Annotated in this window: 17 protein-coding genes; 8 read left to right on the top strand and 9 right to left on the bottom strand. The window is 69.5% G+C overall.

Features of this window, described 5'->3' with window-relative positions:
* Positions 1 to 107: 107 nt before the first annotated feature.
* Together MPPM_RS10170 and MPPM_RS10175 are read left to right on the top strand one after the other, a co-directional pair.
* Entirely contained in the window at positions 108 to 1,331 is a 1,224-nt protein-coding gene (locus tag MPPM_RS10170; RefSeq protein ID WP_044663225.1) for an IS256-like element ISSpwi2 family transposase, read from the top strand.
* Positions 1,332 to 1,388: 57 nt separating this feature from the next.
* Complete coding sequence (locus tag MPPM_RS10175; protein ID WP_244573530.1) at positions 1,389 to 2,024, top strand: ceramidase domain-containing protein; 636 nt, start codon at positions 1,389 to 1,391, stop codon at positions 2,022 to 2,024.
* A 176-nt stretch (positions 2,025 to 2,200) separates the two neighbouring features.
* On the opposite strand, the gene MPPM_RS10180 is transcribed toward MPPM_RS10175, so the two are convergent.
* Together MPPM_RS10180 and MPPM_RS10185 are read right to left on the bottom strand one after the other, a co-directional pair.
* On the bottom strand, positions 2,201 to 4,126 hold the full coding sequence (locus tag MPPM_RS10180) for a propionyl-CoA synthetase (protein ID WP_096484958.1): 1,926 nt from the start codon (positions 4,124 to 4,126) through the stop codon (positions 2,201 to 2,203).
* Between the two features lie 191 nt (positions 4,127 to 4,317).
* Positions 4,318 to 4,494 (bottom strand): YdcH family protein, encoded by a 177-nt coding sequence (locus tag MPPM_RS10185; RefSeq protein ID WP_096484959.1) that lies wholly within the window; start codon positions 4,492 to 4,494, stop codon positions 4,318 to 4,320.
* Positions 4,495 to 4,757: 263 nt separating this feature from the next.
* Here MPPM_RS10185 and MPPM_RS10190 point away from each other — a divergent pair, with 263 nt between their 5' ends.
* The gene (locus MPPM_RS10190; protein WP_017485313.1) at positions 4,758 to 4,979 is read left to right on the top strand and encodes a YdcH family protein; all 222 of its coding nucleotides are present in this window, start codon (positions 4,758 to 4,760) and stop codon (positions 4,977 to 4,979) included.
* Between the two features lie 130 nt (positions 4,980 to 5,109).
* On the opposite strand, the gene MPPM_RS10195 is transcribed toward MPPM_RS10190, so the two are convergent.
* Positions 5,110 to 5,286, bottom strand: coding sequence for a DUF3606 domain-containing protein (locus MPPM_RS10195; protein WP_096484960.1), 177 nt, complete (start codon positions 5,284 to 5,286; stop codon positions 5,110 to 5,112).
* A 244-nt stretch (positions 5,287 to 5,530) separates the two neighbouring features.
* On the opposite strand from MPPM_RS10195, the gene purE reads away from it, so the two are divergent.
* From purE to MPPM_RS10215, 4 genes are all read left to right on the top strand, one after another.
* Entirely contained in the window at positions 5,531 to 6,028 is a 498-nt protein-coding gene (purE, locus tag MPPM_RS10200) for a 5-(carboxyamino)imidazole ribonucleotide mutase (protein ID WP_096487804.1), read from the top strand.
* A 17-nt stretch (positions 6,029 to 6,045) separates the two neighbouring features.
* Positions 6,046 to 7,158 carry a 5-(carboxyamino)imidazole ribonucleotide synthase gene (locus tag MPPM_RS10205; protein ID WP_096484961.1) on the top strand — a complete coding sequence of 371 codons (1,113 nt, stop codon included), beginning with the start codon at positions 6,046 to 6,048 and terminating at the stop codon, positions 7,156 to 7,158.
* Positions 7,159 to 7,625: 467 nt separating this feature from the next.
* A complete protein-coding gene (locus MPPM_RS10210; RefSeq protein WP_096484962.1) occupies positions 7,626 to 8,486 on the top strand; it encodes a tetratricopeptide repeat protein in 861 nt (286 codons plus the stop codon).
* Positions 8,487 to 8,786: 300 nt separating this feature from the next.
* A complete protein-coding gene (locus tag MPPM_RS10215) occupies positions 8,787 to 9,167 on the top strand; it encodes a response regulator (RefSeq protein WP_096484963.1) in 381 nt (126 codons plus the stop codon).
* 45 nt (positions 9,168 to 9,212) lie between these two features.
* Here the strand turns inward: MPPM_RS10215 and glpX are convergent, their stop codons facing one another.
* Both glpX and MPPM_RS10225 read right to left on the bottom strand, forming a co-directional pair.
* A complete protein-coding gene (gene glpX / locus MPPM_RS10220; protein ID WP_096484964.1) occupies positions 9,213 to 10,214 on the bottom strand; it encodes a class II fructose-bisphosphatase in 1,002 nt (333 codons plus the stop codon).
* Between the two features lie 177 nt (positions 10,215 to 10,391).
* Positions 10,392 to 11,714 (bottom strand): homoserine dehydrogenase, encoded by a 1,323-nt coding sequence (locus MPPM_RS10225; protein WP_096484965.1) that lies wholly within the window; start codon positions 11,712 to 11,714, stop codon positions 10,392 to 10,394.
* A gap of 311 nt (positions 11,715 to 12,025) precedes the next feature.
* On the opposite strand from MPPM_RS10225, the gene MPPM_RS10230 reads away from it, so the two are divergent.
* Positions 12,026 to 12,337 carry a hypothetical protein gene (locus MPPM_RS10230; RefSeq protein WP_096484966.1) on the top strand — a complete coding sequence of 104 codons (312 nt, stop codon included), beginning with the start codon at positions 12,026 to 12,028 and terminating at the stop codon, positions 12,335 to 12,337.
* A gap of 64 nt (positions 12,338 to 12,401) precedes the next feature.
* Here MPPM_RS10230 and MPPM_RS10235 read toward each other — a convergent pair whose 3' ends face one another.
* The 4 genes from MPPM_RS10235 to MPPM_RS10250 form a co-directional block, all read right to left on the bottom strand.
* A complete protein-coding gene (locus MPPM_RS10235; RefSeq protein ID WP_096484967.1) occupies positions 12,402 to 13,379 on the bottom strand; it encodes a hypothetical protein in 978 nt (325 codons plus the stop codon).
* Positions 13,380 to 13,486: 107 nt separating this feature from the next.
* Complete coding sequence (locus tag MPPM_RS10240; RefSeq protein WP_096484968.1) at positions 13,487 to 13,882, bottom strand: hypothetical protein; 396 nt, start codon at positions 13,880 to 13,882, stop codon at positions 13,487 to 13,489.
* Between the two features lie 57 nt (positions 13,883 to 13,939).
* Positions 13,940 to 15,190, bottom strand: coding sequence for a NupC/NupG family nucleoside CNT transporter (locus MPPM_RS10245; RefSeq protein ID WP_096484969.1), 1,251 nt, complete (start codon positions 15,188 to 15,190; stop codon positions 13,940 to 13,942).
* A gap of 95 nt (positions 15,191 to 15,285) precedes the next feature.
* Entirely contained in the window at positions 15,286 to 15,948 is a 663-nt protein-coding gene (locus tag MPPM_RS10250; protein ID WP_244573531.1) for a class I SAM-dependent methyltransferase, read from the bottom strand.
* Between the last annotated feature and the right edge of the window lie 222 nt (positions 15,949 to 16,170).

Below are 16,170 nucleotides of genomic sequence, written 5' to 3' on the forward strand. Positions count from 1 at the left end.
CGATTGCCGGCGCGTGAGGCCAGAGGAGAAACCCTTGGACGCGTCGTGGTGGGACTGTCAGGATTTCCGTGTGTGGCCGGGCATAATGGGCAACAAGGAGTCCCACTATGTCACGACGCAAAGAACCTGCCATACCGAATGAGCTTCTCGATCAGCTTTTGGCGGGCGGCACTGCCAGTGCCGCCTTCGAGCAGGGCGGTCTGCTCGATTCGCTGAAGAAGGCGCTGACAGAGCGTGCCCTGAATGCGGAGATGGATCACCACCTCGCTGGCGAAGACGGCGCCGGCAACATGCGCAACGGCTACGGTCGGAAGACGGTAATGACCGACACCGGCAAGTTGGCGATCGACGTGCCGCGCGATCGCCAGTCGAGCTTCGACCCGCAGTTGATCGCCAAGTATCAACGCCGCTTTCCCGGCTTCGACGACAAGATCGTGTCGATGTACGCGCGCGGCATGAGCACCCGCGAGATCACCAGGCACCTGCACGATCTATACGGCATCGACGTCTCACCCGATTTGATTAGCACGGTGACCGACGCCGTGCTCGATGAGGTCGCCACTTGGCAGCAGCGGCCGCTCGATCCGGTTTACCCGCTGGTCTTCTTCGACGCGATCCGGGTCAAGATCCGCGACGAGGGCATGGTGCGCAACAAGGCGATCCACATTGCGCTGGGCGTCCGCGCCGACGGCGCAAAGGAGGTGCTCGGCTTGTGGCTCGAGCAGAATGAGGGTGCCAAGTTCTGGCTTCGGGTGATGAACGAGCTTCGCAACCGTGGCGTTGAAGACATCCTGCTGGCCGTCGTTGACGGCCTGAAGGGCTTTCCCGATGCGATCACCGCAGTGTTCCCCGATGCGATCGTCCAGACCTGCATCGTTCACCTGCTGCGCAACTCGATGGACTTCGTCTCCTGGAAGGACCGAAAGAACCTCGCCAGCGCGCTCAAGGAGATTTACCGTGCCACCGACGCAGATGCCGCCGAAAAGGCGCTGACAGCATTTGAGGCTGGCCCTTGGGGGCAGCGCTATCCCGCCATCGGCCAGAGCTGGCGGCGCGCCTGGGGCGAGGTGATCCCGTTTTTTGCGTTCCCCGACGAGGTCCGCCGGATCATCTACACTACGAACGCCATCGAAGCTTTGAACTCGAAGCTCAGGCGGGCTGTCAGGGCCAGGGGACACTTCCCCAGCGACGAGGCCGCCACCAAGCTGCTCTACCTGATCTTGAATCGGTCGGAGAAAGAGTGGAAGATGCCACCACGTGAGTGGACCATGGCGAAGGCGCAATTTGCCGTGATCTTCGGCGAACGTTTCATCAGAGCCATGGCGGCCTGATGATCAACCGCCCGGCCACACACGGAAATCCTGACAGTCCCGTCGTGGTTCGAGCCGGTGCGGGCCTATTGCGAGCGCGGCGATGCCGGCTTCTGGGCCGAGCCGGTCAACGCGCTGACCAACGCCGCCTTCCTGGTCGCGGCCGGCCTCGCGGCGCGGCGCGCCCGCGGCGACGGGCCGGTCCTGGCGCTCGCTGCCGTGACCTTCGTGGTCGGGATCGGCTCGTTCCTGTTCCACACCCTGGCGAACCGCTGGTCGATGCTGGCCGACGTGATCCCCATCGCCGTCTTCATCTACGGCTACTTCGCCCTCGCCATGGCCCGCTTCTTCGACCTCCGTCCGCTGGCGGCCACCGCGATCACCATGGCCTTCGCCGCCCTCAGTTTCGGCCTGAGCCCGGCCCTCGACGCGCTGACGGGGCGCTCGGTCTCGGCTCTCACCAACGGCTCGATCGACTACGTGCCGGCGGTGCTGGCACTCCTCGGCGTTGGCCTCGCGCTGCTGAAGCGGGCGCCCGGCACCGCCCGTTCCGTGCTCGTGACCGCCGGCCTCTTCCTCGTCTCGCTCACCTTCCGCACGGCCGATCTGGGCCTCTGCCCGCGCCTGCCGCTCGGCACGCATTTCCTCTGGCACGTGCTCAACGCGGTGGTGCTCTACCGCCTGCTGATCGCGGCCGCACGCTTCAGGGCCTGAGGCCTCGATCCGGGGATTGCAAAGGAATCATCCCTTTGCCGGGGTATCGGGGCAGCGCCCCGATCTCCCTGCGCTAGGGATCTGTTTTTGCATCATCTTTTTCCGAAAGCCGCAAACCACCTTTCGGGATGATGCTTTAGACCCGCGAAAGGGCTCGCCCTTTCGAAACCTCGATTTCAGCCGCCGATCCCGCGCGCCTTCAGGCTGTCGCCGATCTCCTCCAGCGTGGCCGGATCCTCGATGGTCGGGGGCATGGAGAACGCCTCGCCGTCGGCGATGCGCTTCATCGTGCCGCGCAGGATCTTGCCCGAGCGCGTCTTCGGCAGGCGCCCGACGGTGACCGCCAGCTTGAAGGCGGCCACGGGGCCGATCTCGTCGCGTACCCGGGCGACCAGCTCGCGCTCGATCGTCTCCGCATCCCTGGCGACGCCCGCCTTGAGCACCACGAAACCGCAGGGGGCCTCGCCCTTGAGCGAATCGCGGATGCCGATCACCGCGCATTCGGCGACGTCCGGGTGGGAGGCCAGCACCGCCTCCATCCCGCCGGTGGAGAGGCGGTGGCCGGCGACGTTGATGATGTCGTCGGTCCGGCCCAGCACCGTGACGTAGCCGTCCGCGTCCACCACGCCCGCATCCGAGGTGTCGTAGTAGCCGGGAAAGGTGGAGAGATAGCTCTGGCGGAAGCGCGCGTCCGAGCCCCACAGGGTCGGCAGGCAGCCCGGCGGCAGCGGCAGCTTGAGGGCGATGGTGCCCATCGTGCCGGGAGGAACCGGCTTGCCGGATTCATCGAGCACGTGGAGGTCGTAGCCCGGCATCGGCTTGGCGGTGGAGCCGTACTTCACCGGAAGCCGCTCGATGCCGAGCGGGTTGCCGGCGATCGCCCAGCCGGTCTCCGTCTGCCACCAATGGTCGATCACCGGCCGGTCCAGCGCCCGCTCGGCCCAGGCGACCGAATCCGGGTCGGCGCGCTCGCCGGCCAGGAACAGGGCGCGCAGCTTCGACAGATCGTAGCTGCCGATCCGCTCGGCCCGCGGATCCTCCTTCTTGATCGCGCGCAAAGCCGTCGGCGCGGTGAACAGGGTGCGGACGCCGTGCTCGGCGGCGACCCGCCAGAAGGCGCCGGCATCCGGCGTGCCGACCGGCTTGCCCTCGTAGAGAACCGTCGTGCAGCCGTGCAGGAGCGGCGCGTAGACGATGTAGGAGTGGCCGACCACCCAGCCGATGTCGGAGGCGCAGAAATAGACCTCGCCGGGCGCCGCGCCGTAGAGATTGGTCATCGACCAAGCGAGCGCGACGCAGTAGCCGCCGCTGTCGCGCACCACGCCCTTGGGCCGGCCGGTCGTGCCCGAGGTGTAGAGGATGTAGAGCGGGTCGGTCGCCGCCACCGGCACCGGCTCAGCCCGGCGCCCGGCGCGGCGCGCCCGCGCCACGCTCTCCGCCCAGTCCCGGTCGCGGCCCTCGATCAGGCTCGCCTCGGCCTGCGGCCGCTGGAGGATCAAGCAGGCGTCCGGCTTGTGGCTGGAGCGGGCGATCGCCGCGTCGAGCAGCGGCTTGTAGGCGACGGTGCGGGTCGGCTCGATGCCGCAGGAGGCGGCCAGGATCACCTTGGGCGCGGCGTCCTCGATGCGCGCGGCGAGTTCGTTGGCAGCGAAGCCTCCGAACACCACGGAGTGGATCGCGCCGATCCGGGCGCAGGCGAGCATGCCGAACAGGGCCTCGGGCACCATCGGCATGTAGATCACCACCCGGTCGCCCTTGCCCACGCCGAGATCGGCGAGGATGGCGGCGAGCACGGCCACCTCGTCGCGCAATGCGCCGTAGGTGATCGTGCGCTTGGTGCCGGTGACCGGGGAATCGTGGATGATCGCGGCTTGGTCGGCGCGCCCTCCCTCCGCGTGCCGGTCGACGGCGTTGCGGCAGACGTTGAGCCGGGCGTCCGGAAACCAGCGGCCGTAGACGCCCTGTTCGGGGTCGAAGGCGCGGGTCGGGGCAGCGTCCCAGTCGATCGCCGCCGCGGCTTTCAGCCAGAAGCCTTCCCTGTCCGCGAGCGAGGCGGCGTGAAGGGCGGCGTAGGCACCGTCAGTGGGCGGGGTGACGGACATCGGCGTTTCCTCGTGCGGCCGGTTGGTCCGGCCCGTTCGAGGACGATGATAGCGCGGAATTTCTCGCCGCGCCCCGCTCTGACAGCAGAACCGCCGCGCTGGTCTCCCAGGCGGCGGTGACGTCTTGGTCCGAGTCGGGAGAGGAAGAGGAGCCGGCGACGTCTCCCGGGGCGAGGCCGGCCGGGGCGCCGCTAGTGGAGGGTGTCTTCGCGCAGGCGCTCGATTTCGTCCTTGAGGTGCAGTTTCTTACGCTTGAGTTCCGCGATGCGGAGATCGTCACTGGCGAGGGATTGCATCGCGTCGTGAAGCTCGCGCTCCAAGGCTTCGTGCTTGGCGGCGAGCTGGCTCAAATGCGTCTGCAAGGACATGAGGTGTCGCTCCTGTCACTGTTTCGGACGCGGGGTAGACTGGCACAGGATGGCCGGCGTGTCGAAGCCATTCGGCGGCAAAATGGATGAGTCCGTAACAAGGTGATTTCAAATCTTCCGGCGTGAGGGCGAAGTGACGGCCGGGGCTAATCTTGACCGTTGCCAGCTCCGACGGGGCGGGAGAACCGGCTCTCGCGCCTTGCCCCGGGGTCGGGCTTGGCGCATGGTCGCCCCCGGTCAAGGCCGGTGATGTGTTTCGAGCAATGATGGCGGACGAGGTTGCCAACGATGCGGTCGCAGATCCGGCCGGGGAACTCAGTCGGTTGCGGGAAGAGCACCGGGATCTCGACGAAGCCATCGAGGCGCTGAAGCTCAGCGTCGCCGTCGATCAGCTCCAGCTGCAGCGGCTCAAGAAGCGCAAGCTGGTCCTGCGCGACCGGATCACCCACCTCGAAGATCAGATCACGCCGGACATCATCGCGTAGAAAAGGCCGGGAGAGGATCGGACCCTCCCGGCCTGTCGCTGCCGTTCGCGAGCGCCGTTGCAGGCCTCTCCTGCCGACAATTCCCCTCCGCTTCTGCCGCAGCGGAGACGTTTACTCGGCGAGGGGAAGCTTACTTGGCGAGGTAGGCCGAGACGCTGGACACGCGGGTTCCGACCATCCGGACCGCCTTGCGCAGGCGTTCGTCGGAGACCTGGAGCAGGTCGGCCCAGTGCTTGCGGGTGGTGCTGTCGTGGATGTCGATATGGGTTGCGTTGCGGGCGCGCGTGGTCTGGTCCGCGGAGGACATTTGAAGGCTCGCTGATGTAAGGGGCCCGGCCGCCGACGGCCGTTTCCCTCACAACGCGGTTCGTCGATTTCGGCTCCGGGCGATGGGCGGGGAATCGACGAGATTTTTGCGGGCATCGGCCGACCGGGTTCCTGCCGTCTCGACACCTTGCCCCGCCCCCCGCCTTGCCGGGGTGCGGCACCCCCTGTTATTCGGCCCTCTCGCGGGCTGACAGGCCCGCTCCCTCGTAATGGGCCAGACGACGATGCTGGGATCGCCCCCGGTCGCGATCATCATGGGAAGCCAGTCGGACTGGGCGACCATGCGCAATGCCGCCGAGACGCTCGACGCGCTCGGCATCGCCTATGACGCCCGCATCGTGTCGGCCCACCGCACCCCGGACCGGCTCGTCGCCTTCGCCAAGGGCGCGCGCGAGGCCGGCTTCAAGGTGGTGATCGCGGGCGCGGGCGGAGCGGCGCACCTGCCCGGCATGACGGCGGCGATGACGCCGCTGCCGGTCTTCGGCGTGCCGGTCGAGTCGAAGGCGCTCTCCGGGCAGGACAGCCTGCTCTCCATCGTGCAGATGCCCGCCGGCATCCCCGTCGGCACGCTGGCGATCGGCCGGGCCGGTGCCGTCAACGCCGCCCTGCTCGCCGCCGCCGTCCTGGCCCTCACCGATGCCGGCCTCGCCGGGCGGCTCGATGCGTGGCGCGCCCGCCAGACCAAGTCCGTCGCCGAGCGTCCGGACCCCTCGCAAGCCTGACAACGACACGAATCGACATGGCCTCTTCCACCTCCACGCCGAAAGTCCGGCCCGGCGGCACCCTCGGCATCGTCGGCGGGGGCCAGCTCGGGCGCATGATCGCGCTCGCGGCCGCCAATTACGGCCTCAAGGTCCACATCTACGCCCCCGATGCCGACAGCCCGGCCTTCGACGTGGCCCACGCCCACACGCTCGCGCCCTACGACGACGCGGCGGCGCTGGCGGCCTTCGCCGATGCCTGCGACGTGGTCACCTACGAGTTCGAGAACATCCCCCACGCCACCGCCGCGGTGCTGGCCGAGCACGCGACCCTGCATCCGAGCGCGACGGCGCTGCTCACCACGCAGGACCGCCTCTCGGAGAAGGACTTCGTGACCGCGCTCGGCATCCCGACCGCGCCCTATCGGGCAGTCGATTCGGCCGAAGACCTCGCGCGGGCCCTGGAGGCGCTCGGCCGTCCTGCCGTGCTGAAGACGCGGCGCTTCGGCTACGACGGCAAGGGCCAGCGCATGATCCGCGAGGGCGACGACGCGGCCGCTCTGCTCGCCGAGTTCAAGGGCGTTCCCTGCATCCTCGAAGGGTTCGTGCCGTTCGAGCGCGAGATCTCCGTGATCGCCGCCCGCGGCCCCGACGGGGCGTTTGCGGCCTACGACCCCTGCGCCAACGAGCACCGCGATCACATCCTCGCCTTCACCCGCGTGCCCGCCCCGGGGCTGACGCGCGCCACCGGCGACGCGGCGGTCGCCATCGCCCGCGCCATCGCCGAGGCTCTGGGCTATGTCGGCGTGCTCGCCGTCGAGATGTTCGAGGTCGCCGGGCCCGAGGGCGCCGCCCGCCTCGTCGTCAACGAGATCGCCCCCCGGGTTCACAATTCCGGGCACTGGACCATCGAGGGCGCGCTGACCTCGCAATTCGCGCAGACCGTGCGCGCCGTCTGCGGCTGGCCGCTGGGGGACACCGCCCGCACCGGCGGCATGGCGGCGGAGATGGAAAACCTCATCGGCGCTCAAGCCGATGAATGGGCCGGCCTGCTCGCCGAACCGGGTGCCCATCTCCACCTCTACGGCAAGGCCGAGGCTCGCCCCGGCCGAAAGATGGGCCATGTCACCCGCCTCAGGCCGCTGGGCTGAGGCGTCTTCCGCCAGGATGGGGCCGATCCCGGCGCAAGGACGCGCCATGGAGCGTCGACGGGGCCGAGAGACGGCATCGAGGAATTCGAAAGCTTAACCATTCGATCTGTCGCCTCCGCGCAACAGCAAACCACAGTCGAACCCGGTTCGAAGCCCTCGGCGAAAGCGTGAAGCCAGGGGCCACACCTTCGCCACATCCCGAGGTTTCAGCGGAGGTAACGGGGCATCCGCGGAAGCCGCATGCGCGTTCTCCGGTCTCGGGCCGGACGAGCCCGCCCGCTCTTTCCGGATGCGTCTCGGGAAATCTCCGCCTCAAGGCGCTGCCCGCGCCGGCGATCGGACGTTTTGCGAGACCGTTTAAGCGCCCATTCACCGTGTTGCGGCAGCGTGCGCGCGACGGGATGATCCGGGCCCTTCAGGGGCCGCCGCGGAGATCCGGACGAGCGGGCGCGGGGGAGAACGTGAAGATGATCGGGATGACGCTGGACGGACGCAAGGCGAGGCGGATCGGTGCCCTCGTGCTGACCGCCGCGGCGCTGGCTGGCTGCGAGACCTACGGCAGCGCGACCGCTCCGCGTCAGTTCGCGGTGCTGGAGACCGACACCACGGGCGCCACCAACGTCAACATCGCCTCGCTCAGCGACGTGATTTCGCGCAACCCGTCGGATGCGGGCGCCTACGTCACCCGCGGCGCGGCCTATGCCCGCTCGGGCCAGTTCGGCGAGGCGATCTCCGACTTCTCCAAGGCGATCCAGCTCGATCCGAGCTCGGCCTCGGCCTACAACAACCGGGCGCTGGCCTACCGCCAGACCGGCCGCAACGACGCCGCGCTGCAGGACTTCTCCAAGGCCATCGCCAACGATCCGAACTTCTCCGCCGCCTACATCGGCCGGGCGAACCTGGAGCGCGCCCAGGGCGATCTCGACGGAGCGCTCAACGACCTCAACGTCGCGATCCGTCTCGCGCCCGAATCGGCCGAGGCGTACCATGCCCGCGGCCTCGTGCGGCAGAAGCAGGGTCACAATCCCGAGGCGATCGGCGACTTCGCGGCGGCCATCGACCGCAATCCCTTCGTCGCCGCGCCCTACGCCGCCCGTGGTCAGAGCCTGATTTCGCTGAGCCAGTACGACAAGGCGATCGAGGACTTCAACGCGGCGCTGAACGTGAACGCGAAGGACGCCTCGGCCTGGGCCTATCGCGGCCTCGCCTACGAGAAGGCGAACCGCCGCAAGGAGGCGAGCGAGAGCTACCAGCAGGCGGCCCGTCTCGATCCCAACAACGCCGTGGCCAAGCAGGGCATCGGCCGCATGCAGGGCGGCCTGTTCTAGGGCATCCTCTTCGTAGGGAATTCCTGGAGCCAGCATCCGGCCCCGCTGCGCGTGGCGGGCTAACCCATGAGTTACTTCCCGTCCCGGGCGACGAGGTCGGCTGGCTTCGCCCGCACCGATCGAGATGTTCCCTTCGATCTCGGCGGGCGGAGGCGCTCGGGTTCCGGCGAGGGTGCAACCTCGTTCCGGTTGCGGGCAACTTGAAATCTGTGAAGAGACTTATCCGAACGACGTTTCCCGCTCTATACTTCCAATCCCGACGCGATCACGAACGGGTCAGGGCGAAGGGAGGGTAGGCCGATGCCGGATGGATCCGAACTGCTCAATGGAAGGCGCGTCCTCGTCGTTGAGGACGAGTACTTTATAGCCGACGACATGCGGCGCGTGTTCGAGGAAAACGGGGCGCAGGTGATCGGCCCCGTGGGCAGCATCGATGACGCCCTGGCGATCATCGACGAGACCCCGCGCATCGGCGGCGCCGTGCTCGACATCAACCTGCGCGAGGTCATGGTCTTCCCCGTCGCCGACGCGCTCAGGGCGCGCGGCGTACCGTTCGTCTTCGCCACCGGCTACGAGGAGAACGCCGTTCCGAAGCGTCTGCGGGACACGATCCACTGCGAGAAGCCGATCGAGCCGGTTCGGCTGGCCAGGGCGCTGTTCGGCGAGAGGGCCGCCGTCTGACGCTGAGGCCGGCGCGGGTGGGGCTGGGCCCGCGCCCCGTGCCGGTCAGCCCGAGCCCGGCGCGCTCTCCAGCCGGCGGTGTTCGCAGGCGATGCGGCGGACCGTGCCGGTGTTCGAGCGGTAGACCACCGTCTCGGTCTCGATCAGGCCGGGGCTGAACCGCACGCCCGAGAGCAGCGCCCCGGTGGTCACGCCGGTGGCCGCGACGATGACGTCGCCGCGGGCCATGTCGTGCATGTCGTATTTCCGGTTCGGGTCGGTGATGCCCATCTTCGCTGCCCGCGCCCGCTTGTCGGCGGAATCGAGGATGAGCCGGCCCTGCATCTGGCCGCCGATGCAGCGCAGGGCGCTGGCGGCGATCACGCCCTCGGGGGCGGCGCCGGTGCCCATATAGATGTCGACGCCGGTCTCGTCGGGCTTGGTGCAGTGGATGATCGCGGCGATGTCGCCGTCGGAGATCAGGCGGATGCCGGCGCCGGTGTCGCGCACGGCGGCGATCAGGTCCATGTGGCGCGGCCGGTCGAGGATGATCGCGGTGATGCCCGAGGGCTCGACGCCCTTGGCGCGGGCAAGCGAGGCGATGTTCTTGGCCGGGCTCCAGTCGAGATCGACCGTGCCGGGCGGGTAGCCGGGGCCGATGGCGATCTTCTGCATGTACACGTCGGGCGCGGCGAGCAGCGAGCCGCGCTCGGCGAGCGCCATTACCGCAATGGCGCCCGGCATGTCCTTGGCGCAGAGCGTGGTGCCCTCCAGCGGATCGACCGCGATGTCCACGGACGGTCCGTGGCCGGTGCCGACCCGCTCGCCGATGAACAGCATCGGCGCCTCGTCGCGCTCGCCCTCGCCGATTACCACGCTGCCCTCGATCGGGAGTGCCATCAGCTCGGTGCGCATGGCGTCGACGGCGGCCTGATCGGCCTCCTTCTCGCGGCCATGCCCCCGCAGGCGGGCCGCGGCGATGGCCGCCGCCTCGGTCACCCGCACGAGTTCGAGCGTCAGGCCCCGCGCCGTGGGATCGCTGAAGATCCCGGTATTGACCGCCGACATCGCGCTCCGTTCCTTATCCCCGGGGCCCGGCCTGTTTGCGGCCGGTGCCGATGATCGCCCTTCGCCCCGGCGGTGATCGGGGCCGCCCGGGACGCGGTGCGATGTCATGACATCGCATTCGCGGGCGGGACATGATGTCCGGCAGGATCTTGCCGGAAATGGCGGTGGGCGTCTCGCCTATTCGCGCTCGATGCGGATCAGCTGCGGCGCCTCGGCGAGCAGGCCGTCCCGGTCGATCGCGGCCAGCGCCTCGCGGACGTTGCCCTCGGTGGCGGCGTAGGTGATCAGCACCAGCGGCACCGGCTGGCCTGACAGCCCCTGCGGATCGCTGGAGGCGGCCTTGGCCGAGCGGCGCTGGACGATGCTTTCGATCGAGATGTTGGCTTCCGCCATCCGGGTGGCGACGCCGGCGGCGACGCCGGTGCGGTCGTGCACGGTGAGGCGGATGTAGTAGCCGCCCTCGTGGCGCTGCATCTCGACCCGCCGCGGGGCTGCGAGGCGCGCGACCGGCTGGCCGAAGGTCGGGCGCACGAGGCCGAGCGCGACATCGGTGATGTCGGCGACGACGGCCGAGGCCGTGGCCGCCCCGCCGGCTCCGGGGCCGATCAGGGTCAGCTCGCCGACCGCGTCCGCATCGACGCTGACCGCGTTGGTGACACCCATCACCTGGGCGATGGCCGAGGCCTTCGGCACCATGGTCGGGTGGACGCGCTGCTCGATGCCCTCCGCGGTCGCCTGGGCGACGCCGAGGAGCTTGATGCGGTAGCCGAGTTCGTCGGCCATGGTGAGGTCGAGGGGCTGGATCGCCGAGATGCCCTCGACGGATACGCCCTCGGCATCGATCTCCACGCCGAAGGCGAGGCTCGTGAGGATGGCGAGCTTGTGAGCGGTGTCGAAGCCCTCGACGTCGAAGGTCGGGTCGGCCTCGGCATAGCCCAGCGCCTGCGCGTCCTTGAGGCAGGCCTCGAAGGTCAGCCCCTCCGCCTCCATGCGGCTGAGGATGTAGTTGCAGGTGCCGTTGAGGATTCCGTAGACGCGGCTGATCGCATTGCCGGACAGTCCCTCGCGGATCGCCTTGATGACCGGGATGCCGCCCGCCACCGACGCCTCGTAGGCGAGCGCGACGCCGCGCTCCTCGGCCATGCGGGCCAGCGCCGCGCCGTGATGGGCGAGCAGCGCCTTGTTGGCGGTCACGACATGCTTGCCGGCGCCAAGCGCCGCCTCGACCGCCGCCTTGGCCGCGCCCTCCGAACCGCCGACGAGCTCGACGAACACGTCGATCTCGCCCGAGCGCGCCAGCTCGACCGGGTCGTCGAACCAGTGCAGGCCGGAGAGGTCGACGCCGCGGTCGCGGCTCCGGTCGCGGGCGGAGACGGCGGTGACGGTGATCGTGCGTCCGGTCGCGGCGGTGAGCGCCTCGGCGCGGCGGGCGATCATGGCCAGGACGGAGGCACCGACCGTGCCGAGCCCCGCAATGCCGAGGCGAAGGGTCTGCGTCATGGAAGTTCGCACCGTAATGGACGTGGGCACCGGACCTGTTCCGGATCGCCGCCCGACGGTCGCCGCCGCGCGAAAGCCCGCCTGTGCAGCGGTCTGGCGAGCGGACACGTCCGGAACGGCGCGCACTTCTGCAACGATTTGGGGCCGGTAGGCAAGGAAACGGCTCGGAGCGGGTGACACGGCTTGCCGAAGATTGGCCTCAAATCGCGCGCTCTTCTCTCCGCCTGACACCGCTGCGCTTGAGCCGCAGCCTCGGCGGCGGTGACGACACGACGGCGCCCGCGAGGCGCGCATCTTGAGGAGTTTCGACGATGAGGGGCTTCCTTCTCGGTGGCGTGATGGCGGGCGCGCTGGCCTGCACTCTGACGCTCGGCGCCGTGCCCGCCGCCCAGGCGCGGGACGGCATCGGTCCGGGCGGCGCGGCCGCGCTCGGTGTGCTCGGCGGTCTCGCCGTCGGCGGCGCGATCGCGGCCGCCAACGACCCGTACTATCCGGGCAAGCCGGTCTACCGGGCGCCGCCGCCGCCGGTCTATGTCGAGGGCCCGGTCTGCCATTTCGAGCGCCGCGAGACCATCGATCCCTACGGCGACATCTACGTCCGGCGCGTCCGCGTCTGCGAGTGACGCGTCGCCGGGCGATAGCGATGCCCCTCCCCGCCTGCGGGGAGGGCGCACGGACCGCGATTGCTCAGCGCGGCTGCAGGCTGTCCACCACCTGGCGGAACAGCGGCAGCATCTGCTCCCGCTGGTCGGCGCGGGTGACGCCGACGGCGCGGATGTAGCCGTCCGGGTTGAAGCGGATCGTCTGCGAGACCACCACCGGCTGGCCCGAGGGGATGTCGATGGCGCGAGCCACGATCTCGTGCCAGTCGACGCCGTTCTGGCGGTAGCTCTGCGAACGCTCGATGACGAACTCCTTCATCGTCTGATTCGCGTAGAGCGAGGCGCGGGCGAAGCCGTCGCGCTGCTCCTGCGGGGTGGGCTGCTGCACCGCCTGGGCGACGACGAGGATCGGCTGTTCGAGGTTCGACACCTGGTCGCGCGGGCCCAGCGTCAGCAGCACGGAATTGCCGGCGAGCGCCCGCACCGGGCGGAAGCCCGCGAGGTCGCCGATGCGGAAGGGCAGGGCGGCGATCTGGTCGTCGAGGCTCAGCGCCCCGCGGATCCGCACGCCGGTGAGCAGGCCGCGCATGGTCTCGTCGGTCTCGGCATCGACCGCCGCCTGAGCGATGATGATACCGGTCACCTCCTTGGCGCCGACGATCAGCAGCCACTTGCGCGCCTCGGGCATGCCCTTGCCGTCGGCGGGCGTCCGCTCGCCGGTGAACAGCACGCCCTCGGCGCCGCCATCGAGCGTCACCGGCTCGCGGCTCTGGACCACGAGCCCTTGCGTCCTGAGGTTCTCGTCGGTGAAGCTCTGCTTGAGTTCCGGATAGGCGCCGGCCGGCAGTTCGACCACGGAGAGCATTGCGCCGCCGCCGATCCGCTCGAAGCCGGTGAAGCGCTTCGAGGGCACCATGTCCGAGGGAGGCTTGAAGCCGAAGCGGGAACTCGGGGGAAAGACCGCCTCCTCGGCGCGCGCCGGCGGAGGAAGGAACACGGCCCCCGCCAGCACCGCCGCCGCGAGGAGGGCGGCGAGCCCGCGGGAGAACAGACGCAACGGCATCACAGGTTGTCTCCGAAGAGCCTTTCTCGGCTGGGGCTCATTCGCGATGGGTCGTCCGCCGCGGATATCCTGTCAAGCGCGGCCGAGCGCCGGGGGCCGCGCCGGCATCAGCGCCCGCGCCAGCGCCGCCATTGCCGCTCGATCCAGCGGGCAGCCCGCTCCATCGGCACCTTGAGGCCGGGCACGTCCTGGGCCAGCAGGGCGAGGCCGAGGGGCAGCATCCACAGGCCCAGCACCGGCAGGATCGAGAAGATGCCGCCGAGGATCAGCAGGATCGCGGCCAGCAGCCGCACGGGGAAGCGCGCCGGCTCGCGCAGCCACCGGATCATCCGCTGCACGCGCTCCGGAAGCTTCTGACTGGCGCGATCGACCCGCTCGTCCCAATCGCGCGCCGTGACCGGCGCCGGGCCCTGGGGATCGGCCCGGCTTTCGGCTCGGCTCTCAGCCTGTGTGCCTCGTGTCTGTGTGGCTCGGACCCGTTCCATCGTGCGCGCGCTCTCCATCCTCTCAGAATGAGGATGGGGGCCGAAAGGTTCGCCGGCACCCGCTCGTCGTGCCGGTCACGCGGCGATGAACAATCCGGCGATGGCCGCGCTGGTGAGATTCGACAGCGTGCCCGCCAGGATCGCCCGCAGGCCGAACCGGGCGATTTCGGGCCGGCGCTCGGGGGCGAGGCTGGTGAAGCTCGCGAGCTGGATCGCCACCGAGGTGAGATTGGCGAAGCCGCACAGCGCGAAGCACAGGATCGCGCCCGTGCGCGGGTCGAGGGTGCCGGCCTTCAGGGTCGGCGAGAGGCCGGCATAGGCCAGGAACTCGTTGAAGGCGATCTTCTGGCCGATGGCCCCGCCCACGAGGGTCGCCTGCTCCCACGGCACGCCGAGGAGCCAGGCCAGCGGCGCCAGCACGACGCCGAGGATGCCCTCGATCGAGAGGCCGGCGAAGCCGAACACGCCGCCGGCCCAGCCGATCGCGGCGTTGACCAGCGCAATCAGGCCGACGAAGGCGATCAGCATCGCGCCGACGGCGACCGCGACGCCGAGGCCCTTCTGCGTGCCGTCGGCGGCGGCCTCGATCAGGTTGGCCGCGCGCGCCTCGCCGAACTCGACCCGGGTGGTGACGATCCGCGTCGGTTCGGTCGAGGGCACGAGGATCTTGGCGTAGAGCAGCCCGCCGGGGATCGCCATGAACGAGGCGGCGAGGAGGTAGGGCATCGGCACGCCGAGCGCGGCGTAGCCGGCGAGGATCGAGCCGGCGGTGGAGGCCGCCCCGCTCGTCATCACCGCGAACAGCTCGGCCGCGGTGAGCGTCGCGAGGAAGGGGCGCAGCGCCACCGCGATCTCGCTCTGCCCGATGAAGATGGTGATGACCGCCGAGAACGACTCGATCGCCGAGGTGCCGAGCACCTTTCGCAGGCCGGCACCGAGGAAGCGTGCCAGAGTCTGCATCACCCCGAGATGGTAGAGCACGCCGATCAGCGCCGAGACGTAGAGGATCTGCGGCAGGACCCGCAGGGCGAGGATGAAGCCCGAGCCGCCGAACAGCTCGAACATGCGCGGCTCGACGAGGCCGCCGAACAGGAAGGCGGTGCCCCGGTCGCCGAAGGAGAGCACGGTGGTGACGCCATCCGCCACCGCGCCGAGGGCCGCCTGCCCGGCGGGCACGAACAGCATCAGCGCCCCGATCCCGAGCTGAAGCGCCAGGGCGGCGAACACCACCCGCGGCCGGATCGCCCGCCGGTTCACCGAGAACAGCCACGCCACCGCGAGCAGCAGGGCGAGGCTCGCGCCGGCATGGAACAACCTGTCGAGCATTCTTTTCGTCCGAATCGCGGGCGAAGCTGCACCGTTCGAAGGCGGATGCGCGATCCGGGCCAGTGCCGCAACCGGTTCGGCCCGGGGCGCCCGGATCAGGCGAAGCGCCAGACCGAGGAGCGCTTGATCTCGGCATCCTCCAGAGCCCGGGTGACGGGCACTTCGTAGGTCGCGAGCGGGGCCAGCCGCTCGCGGGGCAGGTAGGAGCGGCCCGGATCGCCGATCAGCACCCGGCGGCCGCGCCCGTGCAGGTCGCCGAGCCAGGCGCCGACCGCCGCGCCGAGGTCGCGCTCGTAGAAGATGTCGGCGGCGAGCACGCAATCCGCATCGGTGCCGATCAGGTCGGTGCCGGTCGCGGTGATGCGCTCAGCCACGCCGTTGGCGGCGGCGTTGAGCGGAATCGCGTGCAGAGCGAAGGGATCGAGGTCGCTCGCGGTGACATGGGCCGCCCCGGCCTTCACCGCGGCGATGGCCACGAGCCCCGAGCCCGAGGCGAAATCGACCACCCGCCGCCCCGCCACCGTCGCAGGGTTGTCGAGAATGTAGCGGGCGAGCGCCTGCCCGCCGGCCCAGGCGAAGGCCCAGAACGGCGGCGGCAGTCCGATCGCCTCCAGCTCGTCCTCCGTCTTCTGCCACAGGGCGGTGGCCTCGTCCGCGACGTGCAGGACGATCTCGGGGGCGTGCGGGACGGGGCGCAGCGCCGTGTGCTCGCGAATGAAGCGGACGGGGTCGCGCGTCGGCGCGCCGGGATTTGCCAAGTCAGGCCTCATTTGGCATTGATACTTCGTCATTCGCCGAAGATGATTGACATGGACGAAAATAATTTAATCATATTTTCCGCCTGGCCATTAGACCTCGAAGAATATAAGATTTTCTAGGAATTGTCCTGGAAAGGATATCGGGATGCGGTGGGAGCTCGACGCATTTTGCATTCGAGAACCGGAGCGATCGGAACCGGTTTCGTCATCTTGATCTGCTTA

This window comes from Methylorubrum populi (assembly GCF_002355515.1).
Lineage (GTDB): Bacteria > Pseudomonadota > Alphaproteobacteria > Rhizobiales > Beijerinckiaceae > Methylobacterium > Methylobacterium populi_A.